General features: G+C 50.4%; 19 protein-coding genes. 3 read left to right on the top strand and 16 right to left on the bottom strand.

Annotated elements, in window-relative coordinates:
• Nucleotides 1-92: 92 nt before the first annotated feature.
• The 5 genes from araE to J1G48_RS04105 form a co-directional block, all read right to left on the bottom strand.
• The gene (gene araE / locus J1G48_RS04125) at nt 93-1,511 is read right to left on the bottom strand and encodes an arabinose-proton symporter AraE (RefSeq protein ID WP_000253650.1); all 1,419 of its coding nucleotides are present in this window, start codon (nt 1,509-1,511) and stop codon (nt 93-95) included.
• Between the two features lie 353 nt (nt 1,512-1,864).
• Nucleotides 1,865-2,626 carry a 2-dehydro-3-deoxy-D-gluconate 5-dehydrogenase KduD gene (gene kduD / locus J1G48_RS04120; protein ID WP_000602491.1) on the bottom strand — a complete coding sequence of 254 codons (762 nt, stop codon included), beginning with the start codon at nt 2,624-2,626 and terminating at the stop codon, nt 1,865-1,867.
• Between the two features lie 56 nt (nt 2,627-2,682).
• Complete coding sequence (gene kduI / locus J1G48_RS04115; RefSeq protein WP_000383274.1) at nt 2,683-3,519, bottom strand: 5-dehydro-4-deoxy-D-glucuronate isomerase; 837 nt, start codon at nt 3,517-3,519, stop codon at nt 2,683-2,685.
• Between the two features lie 430 nt (nt 3,520-3,949).
• Nucleotides 3,950-5,128, bottom strand: a complete 1,179-nt coding sequence (locus tag J1G48_RS04110) for an acetyl-CoA C-acetyltransferase (protein WP_000665980.1) — start codon at nt 5,126-5,128, stop codon at nt 3,950-3,952.
• Nucleotides 5,129-5,250: 122 nt separating this feature from the next.
• Nucleotides 5,251-6,114, bottom strand: coding sequence for a LysR family transcriptional regulator (locus J1G48_RS04105; RefSeq protein ID WP_001270774.1), 864 nt, complete (start codon nt 6,112-6,114; stop codon nt 5,251-5,253).
• Between the two features lie 103 nt (nt 6,115-6,217).
• Here J1G48_RS04105 and J1G48_RS04100 point away from each other — a divergent pair, with 103 nt between their 5' ends.
• Nucleotides 6,218-6,673: a multidrug/biocide efflux PACE transporter gene (locus J1G48_RS04100; protein WP_001519547.1), complete on the top strand. Its 456-nt coding sequence runs from the start codon at nt 6,218-6,220 to the stop codon at nt 6,671-6,673.
• Between the two features lie 141 nt (nt 6,674-6,814).
• Nucleotides 6,815-8,044 (top strand): amino acid permease, encoded by a 1,230-nt coding sequence (locus tag J1G48_RS04095; protein WP_000036838.1) that lies wholly within the window; start codon nt 6,815-6,817, stop codon nt 8,042-8,044.
• Nucleotides 8,045-8,074: 30 nt separating this feature from the next.
• Here J1G48_RS04095 and rcnR read toward each other — a convergent pair whose 3' ends face one another.
• Nucleotides 8,075-8,347 carry a Ni(II)/Co(II)-binding transcriptional repressor RcnR gene (gene rcnR, locus J1G48_RS04090; protein WP_000019953.1) on the bottom strand — a complete coding sequence of 91 codons (273 nt, stop codon included), beginning with the start codon at nt 8,345-8,347 and terminating at the stop codon, nt 8,075-8,077.
• A 121-nt stretch (nt 8,348-8,468) separates the two neighbouring features.
• On the opposite strand from rcnR, the gene J1G48_RS04085 reads away from it, so the two are divergent.
• Complete coding sequence (locus J1G48_RS04085; protein ID WP_000503685.1) at nt 8,469-9,323, top strand: nickel/cobalt efflux protein RcnA; 855 nt, start codon at nt 8,469-8,471, stop codon at nt 9,321-9,323.
• Between the two features lie 209 nt (nt 9,324-9,532).
• On the opposite strand, the gene J1G48_RS04080 is transcribed toward J1G48_RS04085, so the two are convergent.
• From J1G48_RS04080 to vapB, 10 genes are all read right to left on the bottom strand, one after another.
• Nucleotides 9,533-10,291, bottom strand: a complete 759-nt coding sequence (locus J1G48_RS04080) for a transcriptional regulator (RefSeq protein ID WP_000134802.1) — start codon at nt 10,289-10,291, stop codon at nt 9,533-9,535.
• Nucleotides 10,278-10,790 (bottom strand): CaiF/GrlA family transcriptional regulator, encoded by a 513-nt coding sequence (locus tag J1G48_RS04075; protein WP_000336257.1) that lies wholly within the window; start codon nt 10,788-10,790, stop codon nt 10,278-10,280. Before J1G48_RS04075 ends, J1G48_RS04080 begins: the two co-directional genes overlap by 14 nt.
• Before the next feature lie 143 nt (nt 10,791-10,933).
• Nucleotides 10,934-12,010 carry a hypothetical protein gene (locus tag J1G48_RS04070; RefSeq protein WP_000141330.1) on the bottom strand — a complete coding sequence of 359 codons (1,077 nt, stop codon included), beginning with the start codon at nt 12,008-12,010 and terminating at the stop codon, nt 10,934-10,936.
• A complete protein-coding gene (stdC, locus tag J1G48_RS04065; RefSeq protein WP_000798504.1) occupies nt 12,007-12,750 on the bottom strand; it encodes a fimbrial biogenesis chaperone StdC in 744 nt (247 codons plus the stop codon). The genes J1G48_RS04070 and stdC overlap by 4 nt, the downstream gene beginning before the upstream one ends.
• A gap of 40 nt (nt 12,751-12,790) precedes the next feature.
• On the bottom strand, nt 12,791-15,274 hold the full coding sequence (stdB, locus tag J1G48_RS04060; RefSeq protein WP_000705505.1) for a fimbrial outer membrane usher protein StdB: 2,484 nt from the start codon (nt 15,272-15,274) through the stop codon (nt 12,791-12,793).
• Nucleotides 15,275-15,393: 119 nt separating this feature from the next.
• A complete protein-coding gene (locus J1G48_RS04055; RefSeq protein WP_001244651.1) occupies nt 15,394-15,975 on the bottom strand; it encodes a fimbrial protein in 582 nt (193 codons plus the stop codon).
• A 718-nt stretch (nt 15,976-16,693) separates the two neighbouring features.
• Nucleotides 16,694-17,326 carry a YfdX family protein gene (locus J1G48_RS04050; RefSeq protein ID WP_000835265.1) on the bottom strand — a complete coding sequence of 211 codons (633 nt, stop codon included), beginning with the start codon at nt 17,324-17,326 and terminating at the stop codon, nt 16,694-16,696.
• Between the two features lie 46 nt (nt 17,327-17,372).
• Nucleotides 17,373-17,909, bottom strand: a complete 537-nt coding sequence (locus J1G48_RS04045; RefSeq protein ID WP_001038502.1) for an STM3031 family outer membrane protein — start codon at nt 17,907-17,909, stop codon at nt 17,373-17,375.
• A gap of 807 nt (nt 17,910-18,716) precedes the next feature.
• Nucleotides 18,717-19,115 (bottom strand): tRNA(fMet)-specific endonuclease VapC, encoded by a 399-nt coding sequence (gene vapC, locus J1G48_RS04040; RefSeq protein ID WP_000911336.1) that lies wholly within the window; start codon nt 19,113-19,115, stop codon nt 18,717-18,719.
• Nucleotides 19,115-19,342: a toxin-antitoxin system antitoxin VapB gene (gene vapB / locus J1G48_RS04035; RefSeq protein ID WP_000557549.1), complete on the bottom strand. Its 228-nt coding sequence runs from the start codon at nt 19,340-19,342 to the stop codon at nt 19,115-19,117. Before vapB ends, vapC begins: the two co-directional genes overlap by 1 nt.
• Nucleotides 19,343-19,483: the final 141 nt, after the last annotated feature.

The following is a 19,483-nucleotide window of genomic DNA, read 5'->3' as shown; positions in this document are numbered from 1 at the left end:
GCATTATGGCAGTGAAGCAAACTTACACATCCGTTTCCAGTCTATTTTTCATCATGCCGGATAACAGGCGTCATCCGGCATGGGAGGGGTGATTACACGCCAATATTTCTTAGCTTCTCGCCCGCCATCAGCTTGCGTTCGATGTGCTCCAGGGTGACATTTTTGGTTTCCGGAATCAGCCAGAAAGTGATGCCGATAAAAGCGATATTCAGCGCGGTGTAGAGCCAGAATGTACCTGCCGCGCCAATGCTGTCCAACAGTGTCAGGAATGTCGCGCCGATGATCATGTTCGATACCCAGTTTGTCGTGGTTGAACAGGTAATGCCAAAATCACGGCATTTCAGCGGCTGGATTTCCGAACACAGTATCCACACCACCGGAGCGGCGCTCATCGCGTAACCGGCGATACACATCATCGTCATCCCAACGGAAAGCCAGGAGAGACCGCTTGATGCCGTACCGTTATCAAACTGCATCAGGCAGTAGCCCAACACCAATGTCCCTAACGCCATTACGCTGAAACCGATTTTTAACGCCGGTTTACGCCCGGCCTTATCGACCGTAAAGACGGCGATAAACGTCGCGAACATAAAAGTCAGTCCGACCACCAGCGTGGCGATCATTTGCTGTTCCGTGGTGGTAAAGCCGGCCATTTTAAAAATGCGCGGCGCATAGTACATAATGATGTTCATGCCGGTGAACTGCTGCATTGCCTGTAGCAGCATACCGAGGAACACGGCGCGGCGAACATTGCGGTTAGCTTTAAATAATGCCCACCCTCCCTGCTTGAGTTTGAGGCTTTCCCGAATTTCATTCAGTTCATCACGGGCTTTTTCCGAGGTATCGCGCAGCATACGCAGCACCTCTTCCGCTTCAATATGGCGACCTTTTTGCGCCAGCCAACGCGGACTATTCGGCAGGAATACCACGAGAATAATGAGCAACACCGCAGGCAGCGCCAGCACGCCCAACATCGCGCGCCAGTTGCCGCTGTAGCTGAATGCCGTATCGGATAAAAAAGCCAGCACAATGCCTAACGTCACCATCAGTTGATACATACTGATCATTTTGCCGCGAACATTTTCGCTAGCCATTTCAGAGAGATAAAGCGGCGCGGTATAGGAGGCAATCCCTACTGCTACGCCCAGTATCACGCGGGCGCCAATCAATACTTCCACGCTGGAAGCAAACGCCGACCCCAGCGAGCCGAGCACGAACAAAATCGCGCCAGCCATCAGGCTATACTTACGCCCCAGCCGGAATGAAAGCCAGCCGTTAAATAATGCGCCAATTGCCGCGCCAAGCATCATGCTGCTGACGACCCATTCCTGCAGCCGGCTGGTCAGTACGAAATGGTCGGTAATAAAAGGCAGCGCCCCGGCGATAACGCCGATATCCAGACCAAATAACAGTCCCGCTACCGCTGCAGAAACCGAAACAAACATATTCATACGTCGTGTGTCGCGAAGCGAACGCGGCGTTAAAGCAGAGTCATGATTAATAGAGACCATATTTTCCTGCCACAACAGAGTAAGACATAGCCTGAAAGTACGGGATACTCTTCCTCAAGTGTCAGGCTGGAAACGGCATAAATATGGATTAAATGGCTACGCTATAGCGATATGTGATGGATATTACACTTTTTAAATTTAACGCCGTTGCCGGGTATTTTTTCAAACCACCAATATTTCAATAAGTTAAAGCATTGATCATAGCTATTATTTAACAATATATGGATTAAGTTAAACCCACAATATGGACTATGCTAATGAGATCATAAAAAAACCCTGTACGAGGACAGGGCTTTATCAGTTTTTTCGGCCAAAGAGTCGACTTTCCCAGAAACGCATTTGTCAGTAGCGGATTAACGCGCCAGCCAACCGCCATCTACCGCTATGGTATAGCCGTTAACATAATCAGCGGCGCTGGATGCCAGGAAGACTACCGGACCCATTAAATCGCCCGGTAGCCCCCAACGTCCAGCCGGAATACGGTCGAGAATTTCGGCGCTACGTTGTGCATCAGCGCGCAATTGCTGGGTATTATTCGTGGACATATAGCCCGGCGCGATGGCGTTTACATTGATATTGTGTTTCGCCCACTCGTTCGCCATCAGACGCGTTATTCCCATTACGCCGCTTTTCGACGCGGTATAAGACGGAACGCGAATGCCGCCCTGGAAGGAAAGCATAGACGCGATATTAATAATTTTGCCGCCGTTGCCCTGGGCAATAAAATGTTTTGCCGCCGCCTGAGACATAAAGAACACGCTCTTGATGTTCAGGTTCATGACGTCATCCCAGTCTTTTTCCGTGAAATCAATCGCATCTTCACGACGGATTAAACCCGCGTTATTCACCAGAATATCAATATGACCGTATTCTGCCACCGCCCGTTCCAGTAATGCCGGAATACCATCGATTTGACGCAGATCGGCTGTCAGGCTTAAAAAACGACGTCCCAGAGCGGTGACGCGCGCAATAGTTTCCGTCGGTTCAACAATGTTAATACCGACAATGTCACAGCCCGCTTCCGCCAGCCCTAACGCCATTCCCTGCCCCAATCCGGTATCGCACCCCGTCACAACCGCGACTTTACCTTCAAGAGAAAATGCATTCAAAATCATTGTTAATCCTTATTTTTGTCATGCCTGTCACGCACAGGCGTTATCACCGGTCGCGACTAGCGCAGATCTTGTACCGCAACGTGATCCATGTCATCGAAGACCTGATTTTCTCCCACCATGCCCCAAATAAACGTATAGGCTTTGGTGCCAACGCCAGAATGTATTGACCAGCTTGGGGAAATAACCGCCTGTTCATTACGCATCACAATATGACGGGTTTCCTGAGGCTGCCCCATCATATGGAAAACGCAACTGTCCTCTTCCATATTGAAATAGAGGTAAACTTCCATACGGCGCTCATGGGTATGGCATGGCATGGTGTTCCATAGATTACCGGGCGCCAGTTCGGTGAGTCCCATACTGAGCTGACAGGTTTCCAGTACATCCGGTACGAAGTATTTATTGATGGTGCGACGGTTACTGGTGAGGTTATCGCCTAAGGTGACGGGCGCAACGTCGGCAGGCGACACTTTTTTCGTCGGATAAGCGGTATGCGCTGGCGCGCAGTTGTAATAAAACTTCGCCGGTCTGCTCGCCTCATTGCTGACGAAGACCAGCTCTTTCGCCCCTTTACCAATATACAGAGCATCACGATGACCAATATCATGGCGCTGCCCGTCAACGATAATGGCGCCCGCGCCGCCAATATTAATGACGCCCAGCTCGCGGCGGTCCAGTAACCGGGAAACGCCAAGCTGTTTACCCACCTCTCCGCCGATTTCAACAGAATGGCTGACGGGCATAATGCCGCCGACAATAATACGGTCGATATGGCTGTAGACCATCGTATATTCATCAGCGACAAAAATATTTTCTATTAAAAACTCGCGTCGCAGCGCCTGGGTGTCCAGCGTTTTAGCGTGCTCGCTATGGATGCTTTGCCTTACGTCCACTTTTCCCTCCAATGATAAATCGATCGCAATGGCATAAAATTCAAAACACTGTTTTGATTTATTTAACGGCATCATAGTCGCCTGGATAAAGGTTTTCAACAATAAATAAAACAACGTTTCATTTATATGGTTGGTTATTTTTAAAACTGCTGTAGCGATCACGAACGGCGCTAAAACTTACGCACATGTCTGATTTTCAGACATGTGCGCCAGATGCTGTATGCGGTTACCCAGATAAAAATTGGAGCTTGTTTTGGAACGGGGTCTGATGTGCGAATTGAATTAAAAGCGGTATGCGTCTGCAATGCCCGACGCGGCAAGACGTTCTGCGCTATAACGAAAAAGGGGGTTCTGTCACTGGCTTTGCCCTCGTGATAGAGGGCTTTTTACAACGGAATACTGAAGCAGGAAAAGGATGGCTGGCGCAGGATCAGTCGCGTTCAATGGTTAAAGCAACGCCCTGGCCGCCACCGATACACAGCGTCGCCAGACCTTTTCGCGCGTCGCGTTTAACCATTTCGTGCACCAGTGAAACCAGAATTCGACAACCGGAAGCGCCAATGGGATGCCCCAGCGCAATCGCGCCGCCATTAACGTTTACCCGTCGCTCATCCCATTCCAGCATTTTTCCTACCGACAACGCCTGGGCGGCAAACGCTTCGTTGGCTTCGATAAGGTCGACCTCCGTCAGTTGCCAGCCGGCACGCTCCAGACAGCGCCGGGTAGCATATACCGGCGCAATCCCCATTAGCGCAGGATCGACGCCGACGCTGGCAAACGCGCGGATGCGCGCCAGCACCGGCAGCCCCAGCGCCTGGGCTTTCGCCTCGCTCATCATCATCACCGCGGCGGCGCCATCGTTGATTGAGGAGGCATTACCCGCCGTCACCGAACCTAAACTATCAAACGCCGGATGCAGCAGGGCTAACCCCTCCGCACTGGCGTCGGCCCGCGGTTGTTCATCCGTATCGACAATTGCGGTCTGCCCATTACGTTGCGTGACGATGGGGACAATCTCATCTTTAAAACGCCCGGTATCAATCGCGGCCCTGGCTTTTTGCTGCGAACTGAGCGCATAAGCATCCTGTAACTCGCGGCTGATGCCATATTCCCGCGCCAGGTTTTCTGCCGTCACGCCAATGTGATAATCGTTGAAGGCATCCCATAAGCCATCATGTACCAGACTATCCACCAGATTGTCGGCATCAGGCAACGCGCCGGTACGGCTGTCATTGAGGACATGCGGCGCACGGCTCATATTCTCCTGCCCGCCCGCAATAACAATGTCCGCTTCGCCGCACTGAATAGCCTGCGTCGCCAGGTGCAACGCTTTTAAACCGGAACCACAAACGTCATTAATAGTAATGGCGGAAACGGTAGTCGGCAGCCCTCCTTTGATGGCTGACTGGCGCGCCGGATTCTGCCCGGCGCCAGCCGTCAGCACCTGACCGAGGATGACCTCATCGATAGCGTTAGCGTCCACGCCGGTGCGCTCAATTAACGCTTTTACGACCATGCTCCCCAGCTCGACGGCGGAATGACGGGCCAGCGTTCCCTGAAAACAGCCGATGGGTGTCCGTAAAGCCCCCACTATCACAACCTCTTTCATTACCACCTCAGCGCAAAATGACACCGCCATAGTAGAGCATTGTTAAAATTAGTTATCTTGATTGTTTAAAAAAAGTGAGTTTTATCACAAAGGAAATGACGCTGATTTGACGGTGACGCAGCTTATTTCTGCTGCAAATGGTAGCGAAGCCAGTTCCCTGCCGTTCCGGGCGGCGTCTTCTTGTTCCACAGCAAATCAATAGCAATCGCCCTCGGCCAGCCAGGAACTTCCAGCTGGGCCAGCGGTTTTTCCGCCGCAAACTCTTCCACCAGCGCGCAGGGCAATACGCACCAGCCAAATCCCTGAACCGCCATGCTCAACAGTAATAAATAGTTTGGCGCTGACCAGGCCGGGCCGCGCGTAATGTTGGCATTAGATTCAAGGTAGGTATTCAGACGCAGCTCGCGCCAGGTATGCAGTTGCTCCCATTGCAGGTTCGTCTGCGACGCCAACGGATGCGTGGTCGCCACATAAACCCCCATCCAGCTTTGAACAGGCAGACGCGTCGCGCCAATGTCTGTGGGATAGTCATCACGCGCTTCAATCAGGCCTATCTGGGCGCGCCCTTTTTGCAACAGGTCGATGACATCATCATTTTCTCCGATCAAGCATTCAAACTCGGTATGCGGAAATTGACGATCAAACTGCGCCATTAACTCTTCCAGACTGTCAGGGTGCAGGGTATCAGAGAGGACGAACGTGAGTCTTGCCTCCGTCTCGCCGGATAACGTCAGCGCCACCTCATCCAAACGATCGCTCGCCGATAAAATAGCCTGAACATAGCTAAGCACCCGTTTTCCTTCTTCGGTCAGAACGGGCTGGCGCGAAGATCGATCAAATAATGAAAATCCCAGATCCGCCTCCAGATGCGCAATGGCGGTACTAATGGTGGACTGGCTTTTACGCAGGCGGCGCGCCGCCGCAGAAAACGAACCGCAAGAGACGGTCTCAACAAATGCCATTAACGCTTCAGGTGAGTAACGCATAACCTATCTACTTTATCGATGGATATTATCTTTTAGGTATCACATTAAACGATAAAATAGCGGAAATTTCTTTATTTTGATTAAGAGTAAGGTTTTTTCGTTTATGCAACATGACGCCATACAACGTCGCTCGCTGCCGGAGCGTATTTTCCATGCTGTCTGTTTTGAAGGTATTGCGACTGCGATACTGGCGCCAACGACCGCCTGGCTAATGCAGCGCTCGGTGCTAGAGATGGGCGGCCTGACGATATTGCTGGCAACGACGGCCATGATCTGGAATATCATTTATAACGCTCTGTTTGATCGACTGTGGCCTGCGCATCAGGTGAGACGAACCGCCAAAGTGCGCGCACTCCATGCGTTAGGATTTGAAAGTGGGTTTATTGTCATTGGCGTGAGTATTGTCGCCTGGGTACTGAATGTCAGCCTGCTACAAGCATTCACCCTGGAAATTGGTTTCTTCCTGTTCTTTTTGCCGTACACGATGCTGTACAACTGGGCATACGATGTTTTACGCCAACGAATAGTGACTCGCCGCCAACAGCGCGTTAGTGCATGATATTGCTCTTTTTTGCCGGGATCGCAACGCTCCCGGCCCTCCGCCTCCACGACATCCATCTGCTTAAAACGCCCCCAACTGACGCTATTTATGGTAAATTGCGCTTCTTTTTGTGTGTTTTATAGTTGATAAATTCAAATAATGTCTAAAATTTGGTCAAAAGATGAGACTCTCTGGAGTTTTGCATTATACGGAACGGCTGTAGGCGCAGGCACTCTTTTCCTTCCCATCCAGTTGGGATCGGCAGGCGCAATCGTGCTATTTATTACCGCGCTGGTCGCCTGGCCTCTGACATACTGGCCGCATAAGGCGCTGTGTCAGTTTATTCTTTCCTCAAAGACTTCTGCCGGTGAGGGAATTACTGGCGCCGTTACTCATTATTACGGCAAGAAAATCGGCAGTATTATTACCACGCTTTATTTTATTGCGTTTTTTGTCGTGGTATTAATTTATGCGGTGGCGATTACCAATTCCCTGACAGAGCAATTAGCGAAGCATATTCAGATAGATATTCGCATCCGGATGGCAGTTAGCTTCGGCGTAGTACTTATCCTGAATATGATTTTCTTAATGGGAAGACATGCCACTCTTCGCGTAATGGGCTTTTTAGTCTTTCCACTTATCGCTTACTTCTTGTTCCTTTCGCTCTACTTAACCGGAAGCTGGCAACCCTCGTTACTGACCGGGCAGATGTCTTTGGATAGTCACACGTTGCACCAGGTATGGATTTCTATTCCGGTGATGGTTTTTGCTTTTAGCCATACGCCCATTATTTCGACGTTTGCCATCGACAGACGGGAAAATTTTGGCGATCAGGCCATGGATAAATGCAAAAAGATCATGAAGGTCGCCTACCTGATTATCTGCCTGAGCGTGCTATTCTTTGTCTTTAGCTGCCTGCTCTCCATTCCGCCGTCATACATTGAAGACGCGCGCAACGAAGGCGTTACCATCCTTTCCGCGCTCTCGATGATGCCCAATGCGCCGGCCTGGCTCTCTATTTCCGGTATTATCGTTGCCGTCGTGGCCATGTCGAAATCTTTCCTCGGCACCTATTTCGGCGTCATCGAGGGCGCAACCGAAATGGTAAGAACCACCCTACAGCAGGTTGGCGTGAAAAAAAGCCGGGCGTTCAATCGCGCGCTGTCTATCATGCTGGTTTCCGGGATTACGTTTATTATTTGCTGTATTAACCCGAATGCCATCTCTATGATTTATGCCATTAGCGGCCCGCTCATTGCGATGATTCTGTTTATTATGCCCACGTTGTCAACGTACCTGATACCGGCATTGAACCCCTACCGTTCAGTAGGTAATTTCATTACGTTGGTCGTCGGTTTACTTTGCGTATCGGTGATGTTTTTCGGCTAAAGTAAAAGATAGCCGGGATATAACTCCCGGCTATTTTATATAAGAATCCAGCACCTTTAATATTACGTCCAGATCTTCTTCACGTCTGGCTTCATCACTCTGATGAACGATATGTTCGGTCAGATGCCCTTTAATCACCTCGCGCATTAAGCCATTTACCGCGCCGCGAATCGCCGCGATCTGTTGTAACACGGCCGCGCATTCATGCGGTTCATCCAGCATTTTTTTTAGCGCTATCACCTGCCCCTGAATCTTGCTGGTTCTGGCTTTAAGCTTTTGTTTGTCCCGGATGGTATGTGACATTGCAACACCTCACTAACATTAACGAATACAAATTATAGCATTACGATGCTACTGGGGGGTAGTATTCCATACTGGGGGGGAGTAGAATGACACCCACATAAAACAACTAAGAATCATTCTCATGGGTGAATTTTCGACACTTCTTCAGCAAGGAAACGGCTGGTTCTTCATTCCCAGCGCCATTTTATTAGGTATTTTGCACGGGCTTGAACCAGGGCACTCCAAAACTATGATGGCGGCTTTTATTATTGCCATTAAAGGTACGGTTAAACAGGCCGTCATGCTCGGTCTGGCAGCAACGCTTTCTCATACCGCGATCGTCTGGTTAATCGCGCTGGGTGGGATGTATCTTAGCCGGGCATTCACCGCACAATCAGTGGAACCATGGCTGCAGTTAATTTCTGCGATTATTATTCTGAGCACCGCGTGCTGGATGTTCTGGCGGACATGGCGAGGCGAGCAGCAGTGGCTGGCGGGAAACCACCATCACGACCATGACCATGACCATGACCATGACCATGACCATGACCATGACCATGACCATGACCATGACCATCATGGTCACATACATCCGGAAGGTGCAACGTCAAAAGCGTATCAGGATGCCCATGAACGCGCCCATGCTGCCGATATTCAACGCCGTTTTGATGGTCAAACAGTGACTAATGGACAGATCCTGCTGTTCGGCCTGACCGGAGGGCTTATCCCCTGTCCGGCTGCGATCACCGTTTTACTGATTTGTATCCAGCTTAAAGCGTTTACGCTGGGCGCCACGATGGTACTGAGCTTTAGTCTTGGCCTGGCATTAACGCTGGTGACGGTAGGCGTTGGCGCGGCGATAAGCGTTCAACAGGCAGCAAAGCGCTGGAGTGGTTTTTCGACGCTTGCCCGGCGGGCGCCCTATTTTTCGAGCATTCTGATTGGTCTGGTCGGCGTGTATATGGGAATTCATGGCTATACCGGGATCATGCAGTAAATATGTAACGCTTCTGCTCAGGCCGTATCATTCACATCGGGTTTCATTCCAGAAGCGTTTTTACTTATCAAACGGTATGAAAGGCCATACATTCAGCGTCCCGCCTGAATTCTGTATTTTACTCCACTACACCACAGGCAAAAAATACCCCACCGCCACCGGGTTTAGCCGGCGTGTCAGTGTTTCTGGATAGGGTCGCCGGAGGCGGGTTATTGCGGAGCGATAAACGGAGTTCGCTGCAGTGATTTACAAAACCGGGTACCAAACAGCAGTTCCCGTAATCGGTTCCGCATTCCCAGCTTCACCAGTAACCGGTATTTGTCCTGCCAGATTTGCTTCTCCTGTGTATTCAGCCTTCCACACAACGCTGACAACCTTCCTCGTCCACGGTAAACTTCCTGAAGCAAGCGTAACTGGGCCAGGCTCACTCCGCATGCCAGTATCTCCCGGTGCATCAACTGATCCATATAGTTCATCAACCGCTTCGGATTGTTAAATATCGGTGGCACTTCCAGAAAGCCCGTCACCGGATCCGGAGATAACAAAAAGGCGTCCAGCCCTCCTGTCCTGCGCAGGCGTGCGCCCCCGGCCCACTGTTCATCCCGCCGCCACCGAATAAGTATCTCCGCCAGTTCCTGCTCCAGCAGCGCCGGGATGCCGCCGTATACCTTCAGTACCACCCGGTCGCTGAAAAACAGCTCATCGCTGATAATCATAACCGGGTAGTCCGGCAGTATCTGTCTCAGGGAATAGAACAAAAAGAGATGTTCACGGGGACGCAGACACAGTATCAGTATGGCCTCCGGTTTCCGACGTAATTGCTGCAACAGAACAGGCAGACTGTATGCGGTTTCACAGTTGCAGCCCGGCAGAAATCTCCGGACCAGGTGTGCCACGGCGATCGTCACCGGCCAGCAGTCACCGTAAACGATAATCTGCCGGGCCGGCATCCGGTTATGTTCCGTCATCCTCATCCTCCTTCTTTTTCAGGATTTTCCCCGCATTTCTGTTACTGCACAGCCGGTTCCACAGTTCATTTGCCATCGACCTGTCACCATTACCGACCCGGCGTTTTGATACCAGCGGCGGTCCGGCTTTTTCACGGCGCGTGGACGGGGTGGGACTGTCAAGAACCCGGATAACATAAATCTCATAGCGTCGTGCTTTATTAGGCAGGGTCTGGTGACGGCAGATGCTGACCACCCGCGATGTTTTGCTTCGCAGATAGGCAATCAGGTAGCTGGCCCGTCTGGCCGTGATGTGAAACGCCTCTGCTATCTGGTTACGCTGAACCCAGTTCTGCTGCAACAGGCACCAGTGTGCCACAATGATATACAGGGGCTCGTCGGCATACTGGCGGACGCTTTCCGGAATAAAACAGGCATCATGGTTGGTCTGTCCGGGATAATGAATATCGTTACCAGGGGTAAGGTACTGCTTTTTTGCGTGTGTATTATCAGGGCACATAAAACCTCTCCATAACTGGGTAAATGATTTCCCGGAGGTGAAGAACAACTCTTAAATAGTATTTATTATTAATGTGGGTTTATTCGGGATTAGTTCCCCGATAACTCAGTCAGTTCTTTTATTTTTATTATCTGCCCCCCCGATTAGTTATAGGTAACAGTAACGGGTATTGCAGCAGAAAACGTTCCTGTCTTTACACTTCCCCCCGGGGTCGGGGTTATTACTGCAGTATATACCTTCGACACATTACCGGTGACAGCTCCTGTAATAGTAATATCCCCCAGTACTTCTTGTTTATCAAAAGTAATCTCTTTTCCTTTATCATCTTTTATTGAAAGCCGGAGTCCATTAGGCTGACCTTTGTTGGGGCCATCCAGGCTGACAAGATTCAGAGTTTGCCCGGTATCCTGTGTCAGTGCACCTTTCCCGAAGGTGATGGCCAGAGGGATCGTGAATTCCTGTCCCATAGCCGGTCGTAAAACCTGCGTGGCGATCACTGTAAAATTTGCCTGTCTGGTCTGTGAAGGTTCATAAGTCGTATAAATATGCCCAAAGTTGACCTGTAATGGAACAATGTCAACTTTACCCAATCCGTTTCTGAGAATTCTCACATTAAAACCAGATAAAATAAATCCGTTTTGTCTCAAAGAATAAGAAAAAGGTACAATATTTAAAACATTACTTATCCCCGTAAAAGCTGTAACTGCACTACTCTCTGAATATGCTTTTGTATATAAGAAATCCAGTGTTATCCTTACTTTTCGTTCTGTAGTCCCAACAGGTAGTTTTGTGCCAAACTCTTTTCGTAACTCATTTCCTGACTGAGTACTCTTTATTTCATCCCAGGAGAACGAAACAGCACTTGAAGCATTTCCTGTTTCTTTAATGGACATTCTGAATCCAAGTCCCATCGCATCTAGTGTCTTGGTAAATTTACTGAAGTAGCCCTGATTAAATACCAGCTGTGGAAATTGCGTGTCATATCCCATGTAACATTTAAAAACTGCATCCTGATTGATTGTATAGATAACCGAATCCGTGCCAGGTTTAAAATCATCGGTTGTCAAATTTATACTTCTTAAATTAATATTCTGACCGGAAGTGACTGCACATTCATTTATACCTAGCTCAACCGCATACACTTTAGTCACACATAAAGAGCACAACATCATCACCAGCACGGTCAGTTTTGTTTTCAGATTAAAAATCCATTCTGTCATGATGTCGCCCCTGCGTCCTTAAACGCGCAGTTCAGGGCATCGCAGGTGTAGCGATTCATCTGCAGTCCCCCGTAATCATCAATATACCCCACCCACAGCGTCCGGGTTTCTGCCGGCAGAACAGCCTTTAAAGGCAGGTTCCCCAGGGGCGGTACCATCACGCCCTCGCGGAAACCGCTGAGCCTGTGGCTACGGTCTGCTCCCAGCCACGCCACAGTGATGTAGTACGGCGTCGGGTTTCTGAGGGTCAGATGTCCCGCATTCCGCTCAGCAGTCAGCTTTCTTTCCGGCTGGTCACTGCTGCTTCTGATAATGGCTTTCGGACGGTAAAACAGTTTCAGCTGGCTCTGCATGGCCAGTTGCAGAACGTTGTCGTCTTCTGGCTTCGGGGGAACGCCCCGCACGTTAAACCAGAACAGTGTTTCCCTGTCCTGAGGGAGCTTATCTGTCAGCCCGCGAACCTGGGTGATGCGGACCTGGGATTTCTGTCCGGCATCAATACGCTGCAGCGGCGGCAGCGCCATCAGCGCATCGGTTCTCACCCCGTCAGCGTCCGTCACCCAGGACTGCGCCAGGAACGGCGTGGTTTTGTCATCGTTATTCAGCGTGATGGCCACCGTTTTCTGCGGCGCATCCATGATAATACGGGTCCGGTCAACATTGACGGCCGCCGGGCTGTACTGGCTCCATGCTGCCGCCAGTGCGAGTAAAATCACACGGCTTCTTCTGCTGTTTTTCACCTGTTTTCTCCTTTAGACCTGCTCTGTGACAGGGATATTTTTATCTGCAGGGCAGTAACAGCGGCCCCCGGCTGAGTGTCACCGTTTCCGGCAGGGTGAGTCTGCACTGCACCCGGCCATCCCAGGACACATTCAGGGTCCGGCGGTCTTCCCCGCTGAGACCTGTCAGGTAGGCCAGACCGCCATCTCCGACCATCCCCGCGGTTCTGCCGGTTTTCCCGGACACCACCAGGGCGCCAAACGGCGGACTTGCGCCATCAGCCAGCCGGATATGACCGAGCACCTGCTCCCCCTGGCTGGCGTCAATCTTCCGGTAGCCCACCGCGCCCTCCGTCAGTACCTGACTGATGACGGAGCTGCTGACGTCCACGTCCTCCGGCAGGGCGGCCACATCAACCGAAATATCGCTGCGGCGATAGCTGCTGCCGGCGCTCACCACGCCCACCCCGAAGCGGTTGGTCACCCCGCTGTTGCCGTTCACCGGCACACCGGCCACGTCTCCGGTATCTATCATCATGCGGGGCTCATTCCCGGCCATCGACTGGCTGAAAGCGGCACCGTGGGCGGTGGCAGTCACCGAGCCGTACCAGCTCAGGCCCAGGCTGCGGTACTGTCCGGGCTGCAGGGTGGCGTCCGCTGCCGCCTGGCCCCACGGCAGACGGCTCTGCACGCTGCCGCTGAAGCTGCTGCCGGTGTCATAACGGTTATGACCGGCGCTGATGTTCCATGTAGTGTCCGGGTTATGGAAATCGCTGTAATTCACGGTCTGCTGCAGGCCGCCCCGGTTATCTTTCTGTACGCTGTAACTCACCTGGCGACTGTCTCCCCACGGGATACTGATGGTGGCGTAGACCTGGTTCTGGCTACCCCCGCCGGTGTACTGGTTACGGGCAAACGACACCGAGGCCGAGAGTCCCTGAAGGTCGCCGAGACTGAACACCTTGTTGAGGCTGAGCATGTAGTTATTGTTGGACTGTGCGTTCCAGTAATTGAGCCGGCTTACCGAGAGGGCCGCGCTCATGTTGAGTACCGGAACGGACTGGCTATAAGTCACGGTGTAGCTCTGTTTTTCATGCCATGCATCGCCGCCGTCAGTGGTCCGACGCTGCAGGTACTCCGGCATGGACAGAAAATGGCGGTCCGAGAAGCGGTATCCGACGAACGCCAGGGTACTGCCGGTTTTATCAAACGTTTTGGCATAGTTGATACGGTAGCTGTAACCGGACTGCTTCTGCCCATGCGGCAACCGCGCATCTGAGCGGGTGACGTCCGCAGACAGAGCGCCCAACAGCCCCATATTCTGGCCGATCCCGAGCGCCGCGGACTGGTAGTCGCCGGTGGAGGCAATGAGGCCGCCATACAGCGACGTGTTGTTAAATGCTCCCCAGGTGGCCTCCCCGAGCAGAAAGTCAGGGCTGACCGTGCTGTTGTTATGCGTCCCGCCGTACAGCGGACGTCCGGCGGCCACCTTATAGCGAACCTGTCCCTGGCGTGCCATAAAGGGGACGCTGGCCGTGTTGACCTGCCAGGTCCGGACGCTACCGTCGCTTTCCCGGACGCTGACATCCAGGTTGCCGCTGATATTCTGGCTCAGGTCGGGAAGCTCAAAAGGCCCCGGCGACACCCGGGTCTGGTACAGAATGCGACCATTCTGGCTGACGGTGACCTGTGCATTACTGTTCGCAATGCCGCTAATTTTCGGGGCATACCCCTGAAGAGAGGGCGGCAGCATGCGCTCATCGCTGGCCAAAGTGAGCCCGGCAAAGCGGAAGGAGTCAAAAATAGCGGAGCTGAGGTACGTCTGTCCGAGCGTCAGTTTTGAGCGCAGTGCTGGCAAGGCACGGAACAGATACGTCTGCGGCAGATAAAAATCGGACTGTGATGCGCCCTGCCCACTGTCAAAACGGCTGTACTGGTAATCGCTCCGCAATCGCCAGGCGCCGAGATTAAACCCGGCGGTGCCGTAGAGGCTGTAGCTGGTAGAGGTTTCCCCCTGCTGCGGCATATAGCGGTTGACCATCAGGCTGTAATCAAGCAGGCCGGCGGTGACGCCGTCGCTCCAGCGTGAAGGGGGCACCCAGTCCGGGTCCTGATAACGCATCCAGGCCTGGGGAATAATGAAGGTCAGACGCTGATTTTCAGCGCTGTACCGTACCTGACTGTCAGCGGAGCGCAGCTCAAGGCATTGCCCGTCCGGGATACCGGTAACGGGTTTCAGGCCATGAATAATCTTATCCTTAAGACCCAGCATGGCCACCATGTCTGTTGTCACACAGATGACGGCCGCGTCGCGTCCGGCAACCGGTACAACCCTGACCGGATACTGTTCCCGTACCGGCTGGTCATTGAGCCAGATATCGAGAATATAGTTACCGGGCGCCACATACCCCTCGCGGCTGAAGGCCGTGAGGTCCACGTTAGACAGGTTCCCGCTGTCCAGCAGGCTGGCATTGAACTCCGTGGCCTGCGACTTCAGGACGGAAAATGTCAGGGTAATCAGAATGGCAAGCCGGGTAATTTTCATGGCATGGCGCTTTCGTGTTGTCGTCCGTGTAACAGACAGCCCGCAGGCACAGTCAGATATAAAAGCCGTCCGATCCCCTCCGTGGACGGCTTCTCCCTGTCGTTATTTACCGCGTGAAATCACAGGTATTTCAGGGTGTAGGTGACGGATGCGTTGAAGTCACCGGGAGTGACGCCATTATCCAGTGCTATTAGTCGGGCAAAGAAGTTGAGTTCGTTGTTTCCGGCCTGCAGTTGCTGAGCGTCGCCATCCGGCATCGGGGTGTTGGGATCGATAATTGTGGCGTTGTCACTCTTCAGTAGCTGGACACCAACATGCTGTGCGATACCGCTGGTGGTGTAAGCCTTTTTGCTGGTATTCGCTGCGCCAGAGAAAGATACGGTTACTTTGGACATTTTCCCTGCGGAGCCAGCTGTGTCCGGGGTATTCGGATCGAAAGCACAGTTCTGTAGATGAATGGTGAACGGTTTTGATTCCGTAGTTGCGTCGGCGGTATTCAGTTTACGGTAAGAAATCTGTCCAAACGGAACGGTGATCGCATCGTCGCCCGGTGCGATATCACAGGGGGAGTTGGTGATGGTGCCAGTGAAGGTAATTTTACCTGAGCCGAACGGGCCTGCTGTGGGTGGATCGACTGCATATACAGAAGCGCCATACATCATACCGGCAGCCGCCATGGCAAGTATTATTTTATTACGCATAGATAATATGTCCTTTGGGTAAATGAGAATTATTTTGCAAAGGCTGAAAACAACTCTGAGGGTATTAATGAAAGCGTTCAGAAAAGATTCGTATGAATAATAAACGCCTGGTGTTAAACGAAGCACCTGAACTTTCCATCGAAAAATATTGATTTCAGCTAATGCCTAATCAGTTGTAAGAAAATTCTTATTCAAATTAAAACAATAAAAATAGATCGATACGATCGATGATTATGATCGTAATTTAAGAATAATCATCAAAGAAATACTTTTTAATGTAATTATAAGCGGGTGAATACCTAACAGACAGATATTCGCAGCGGACATGAAATATTTTGTAATATATTATCGGGAATGTATGTTTTGCTTTTCCATTACACTGGATATTTACAAAACATAATACTAATCATATATAACAATGAAATTACTGGCAGCATAAAAAACTGGATATAACGCAAGTAAAAGGCATTTAATTCCAAAACATTAACTTAATAAATCATTATGAACCATCATAAGTGGAAGGAATAAAAAATAATAAATGAAATGATATTCTTCTGTATTTGTGATGAGCATCACAATAGATATAAATGCAGGTACCCTGACATTTCTAAACTTCGCGGATGAAATTTAAAAACAATGCCGACAGCAAAGAACAAACTGGTAATAGCTGTCAGACATAATGCTGCCTGCTGTAATGTATACAGCAGGCTGGGGGATATTAATGCGCGGCGTCGTGCTGCACGGAGTGCGTGGGTGATTCCTGAACTGACTGAGAGTCTACAACTATGCCATCCTGAGCTGATTTCAGTAATAGACCTGCCTGATAGTATTTTCCTTCGTTCATCAAGGAAAGCGCTGTGGTCACATCCTTACGGGTTTGCTGAAGAGGAATGAGTTCCTGATTTTCAATAACACTGACGCCTGCTAGTTTCAGGGCCTCTATAGTCCCTTTTTTATCTCCTTCTTTCATTTTCTGGTTTGCTTTATTAATAGCATCATTTTTCTGGCCCGCAGGGAGATAATCTTCTGCTACCGTAATCGATGAATTTATCCGAATATAGTGGTCTCCTTCAACTGGGGCTTTTTTATCTGATTTGACATACAGATTCCAGTCAGTGCTGTCATCGTTCAGGAGTTTTTCTGCTTGCGCAGCCAGTTGTTCCGCCTTTTGGGTGCGACCATTAAACAACTCGAATCGCGACATTCCGATATCACGCATGGCCTGCCAGGCCTGTCCGGATATCTTGTCATTATTCAGAGTAACGTTATCAGTCATGTTTGTTGCGGCCATAATATTTCCTGAAAACAGGATAACCATCAGCGCAACGCCTGGCATAATATGGCTTTTCATAATCCATCATCTCCACAAAGTAACATTTTTTATCGGATTATCCTATTCAGAACCGGTAACCCACGCCAAGATTAAAACCATTGCTATTAAGGCTTCCGCTGTTATGGGTAGCATCAAAATCCGCTCCCTCATAACCCAGAGTTATAGCGACACTACTGACCGGGGTATAAGCCACGCCAGCAGAATAACCATATCCGACCTTACTGTCAGACTCATTTATCCCGTGATCACGCTGATGCAATAATACGGGGCCCACTTGACTATACAGACTTAACTGGTTATTTATTTTCCATGAGGGGCCTGCAAGCAGGGAGTAATAACGGGTTGTTACACGACCATTACTGCTTTCATCGGAATAGCGCTGGCTTCCATTTAGCCATGCAAATGAGGTTGTCAGCCCCCAGTCCGGTGACATTTCATAGTTGTTTGCCAGCCGTACCCCACGCAACGTCCCGGCGTGATTAGTATGGGACTGGGCGTATCCAAGTGAAAATGTACTGGCATTATCGTCTGCCCATACCGGACTGGCTGCAGCAGACAGCAGAACAATACCGGCACTTCCGGCTAATAGCATTTTGTTCATCTTCTTCTCTCCGGTTATTTTTACCTGATGCCTTACTGGCATGTATTAAGTTAAAATCTTTCCGTGATAACAAACTATAAATAAATCTTTTAAATTATGAGCGCTGTTACGCCAGCAAATACCTTTATCTCCGGCTGTCGGGAGGCTATTCACGAAAATATATCCAGGCCAGAAACAGAATTTAATAATAAATAAACTGAAAAATAAAAACTGACAAAAATAGAAGTTCACTGATATATACCCAAAATAATTCGAGTTGCTTAAAGGTGGCAAGGGAGTGAGTCCCCGGGAGCATAGATAACTCTGTGACTGGGGTGAGCGACAATTCTGCCGGGAGCAGATTTGAACGTCGCGTGCGACGGCCCGTCAGGGCGAGGCCCATGGATGGACCGAGTAATCCGTAGCCAACACATAAGCAACTTGAAGTATGAAGGATATATAACGGGAAAGAAGGCATATCGGCCTGGTAAATCAACGTCTGTGATTTAAGTTGCAGGAAACGGCTATGGAGAGGGGGGGGGCGGCAGTTATCGGGCAGTAACGGCATTGTTCAGTGAGTATCCAGGAAACAAAAAAAGAAGGGAGCGGTACTCCCTTCGTAAACATGTCAGAATACGACATTTTGGTACTCTTTTATTTATTATCTGGCCGTAAAAGTTATGCTGTTGGCAGATATCTCCAGTCAACATAAAAAAATACCACCAGCTAAAAATGTGATGCAAACCACCATTAAGCAGCTAACCAAATTGACTGTGCCACTAAATCCGGAAAAGAGTTTGAATCCGGGGATAACATCTGATGCAGAAATTAGCACCAGTCTTCGATTCGGATACCCGGAATGCGTTCAAATTCGCGGAGATTGTTTGTGACGACGACCAGTCCGCGGCTACCGGCATGGCCAGCAATCATCTGGTCATAAGGCCCGACAGGTGTTCCCTTGCGGGCCAGTTCGGCACGGATTTGACCGGTATGTATCGCTGCCTGTGTATCGTAATCCAGAACCTCAAGGCGGGAGATAAATCCCTCCACGACGGCAAGATTACGCTCCGGCGCCAGGCTTTTTTCAGCACCGTAAATCAGCTCCATTAAGGTGATGGAGCTGATACACATTCGGGATGTATTGAGGTTGAAGCGTTCTCTGATGTGTTCGGGCTTATTTTTGATGGTGAAAATACAGGTATTGGTATCAAGCATGAATTTCAGCATCAAAATCCTTCCCGTTCCTGTACTGCGGGTTGTTCTCTGGTACTCATAAAATCAGTACTGGCGCCTTCGCCATCGAACCAGCTGTCCCAGGATTCTCCGACTGGAGTAATGATTCTGCTTCTACCAACCGCAATGATTTCGACATGTTTCACATCCTCCGGAAAGGATATCGATTTAGGCAATCTGACTGCCTGGGTCCGGTTACTAAAAAAAAGTGTTGTGTGCATAACTGCCTCCTTTCTGGATATACAACGCGTATATCCATTATGAGTAGAGGCGATGTATATGTCAAAGAGATATACAGGAAAAAATAATCCAGTCGCTTAACGCGCACTCCGCAGGGCATCCTTGTCCAACCCCGGCAATCG

This window comes from Salmonella sp. SAL-020 (assembly GCF_017372215.1).
GTDB lineage: Bacteria > Pseudomonadota > Gammaproteobacteria > Enterobacterales > Enterobacteriaceae > Salmonella > Salmonella enterica.
The sequence above is the reverse complement of the archived record's forward strand: the minus strand, read 5'-3'. Positions and strand labels throughout refer to the sequence as shown.

Excerpts from the sequence above, each read along its gene's own strand:
- J1G48_RS04080 (WP_000134802.1), bottom strand. The coding sequence starts at position 10,291 with ATGACGGAACATAACCGGATGCCGGCCCGGCAGATTATCGTTTACGGT.
- J1G48_RS04110 (WP_000665980.1), bottom strand. The coding sequence starts at position 5,128 with ATGAAAGAGGTTGTGATAGTGGGGGCTTTACGGACACCCATCGGCTGT.
- J1G48_RS04045 (WP_001038502.1), bottom strand. The coding sequence starts at position 17,909 with ATGAACAAAATGCTATTAGCCGGAAGTGCCGGTATTGTTCTGCTGTCT.
- stdB (WP_000705505.1), bottom strand. The coding sequence starts at position 15,274 with ATGAAAATTACCCGGCTTGCCATTCTGATTACCCTGACATTTTCCGTC.
- J1G48_RS04095 (WP_000036838.1), top strand. The coding sequence starts at position 6,815 with ATGTCTAAAATTTGGTCAAAAGATGAGACTCTCTGGAGTTTTGCATTA.
- vapC (WP_000911336.1), bottom strand. The coding sequence starts at position 19,115 with ATGCTGAAATTCATGCTTGATACCAATACCTGTATTTTCACCATCAAA.
- araE (WP_000253650.1), bottom strand. The coding sequence starts at position 1,511 with ATGGTCTCTATTAATCATGACTCTGCTTTAACGCCGCGTTCGCTTCGC.
- J1G48_RS04075 (WP_000336257.1), bottom strand. The coding sequence starts at position 10,790 with ATGTGCCCTGATAATACACACGCAAAAAAGCAGTACCTTACCCCTGGT.
- J1G48_RS04100 (WP_001519547.1), top strand. The coding sequence starts at position 6,218 with ATGCAACATGACGCCATACAACGTCGCTCGCTGCCGGAGCGTATTTTC.
- kduD (WP_000602491.1), bottom strand. The coding sequence starts at position 2,626 with ATGATTTTGAATGCATTTTCTCTTGAAGGTAAAGTCGCGGTTGTGACG.
- J1G48_RS04085 (WP_000503685.1), top strand. The coding sequence starts at position 8,469 with ATGGGTGAATTTTCGACACTTCTTCAGCAAGGAAACGGCTGGTTCTTC.
- J1G48_RS04055 (WP_001244651.1), bottom strand. The coding sequence starts at position 15,975 with ATGCGTAATAAAATAATACTTGCCATGGCGGCTGCCGGTATGATGTAT.
- J1G48_RS04070 (WP_000141330.1), bottom strand. The coding sequence starts at position 12,010 with ATGACAGAATGGATTTTTAATCTGAAAACAAAACTGACCGTGCTGGTG.
- J1G48_RS04050 (WP_000835265.1), bottom strand. The coding sequence starts at position 17,326 with ATGAAAAGCCATATTATGCCAGGCGTTGCGCTGATGGTTATCCTGTTT.
- rcnR (WP_000019953.1), bottom strand. The coding sequence starts at position 8,347 with ATGTCACATACCATCCGGGACAAACAAAAGCTTAAAGCCAGAACCAGC.
- vapB (WP_000557549.1), bottom strand. The coding sequence starts at position 19,342 with ATGCACACAACACTTTTTTTTAGTAACCGGACCCAGGCAGTCAGATTG.
- J1G48_RS04105 (WP_001270774.1), bottom strand. The coding sequence starts at position 6,114 with ATGCGTTACTCACCTGAAGCGTTAATGGCATTTGTTGAGACCGTCTCT.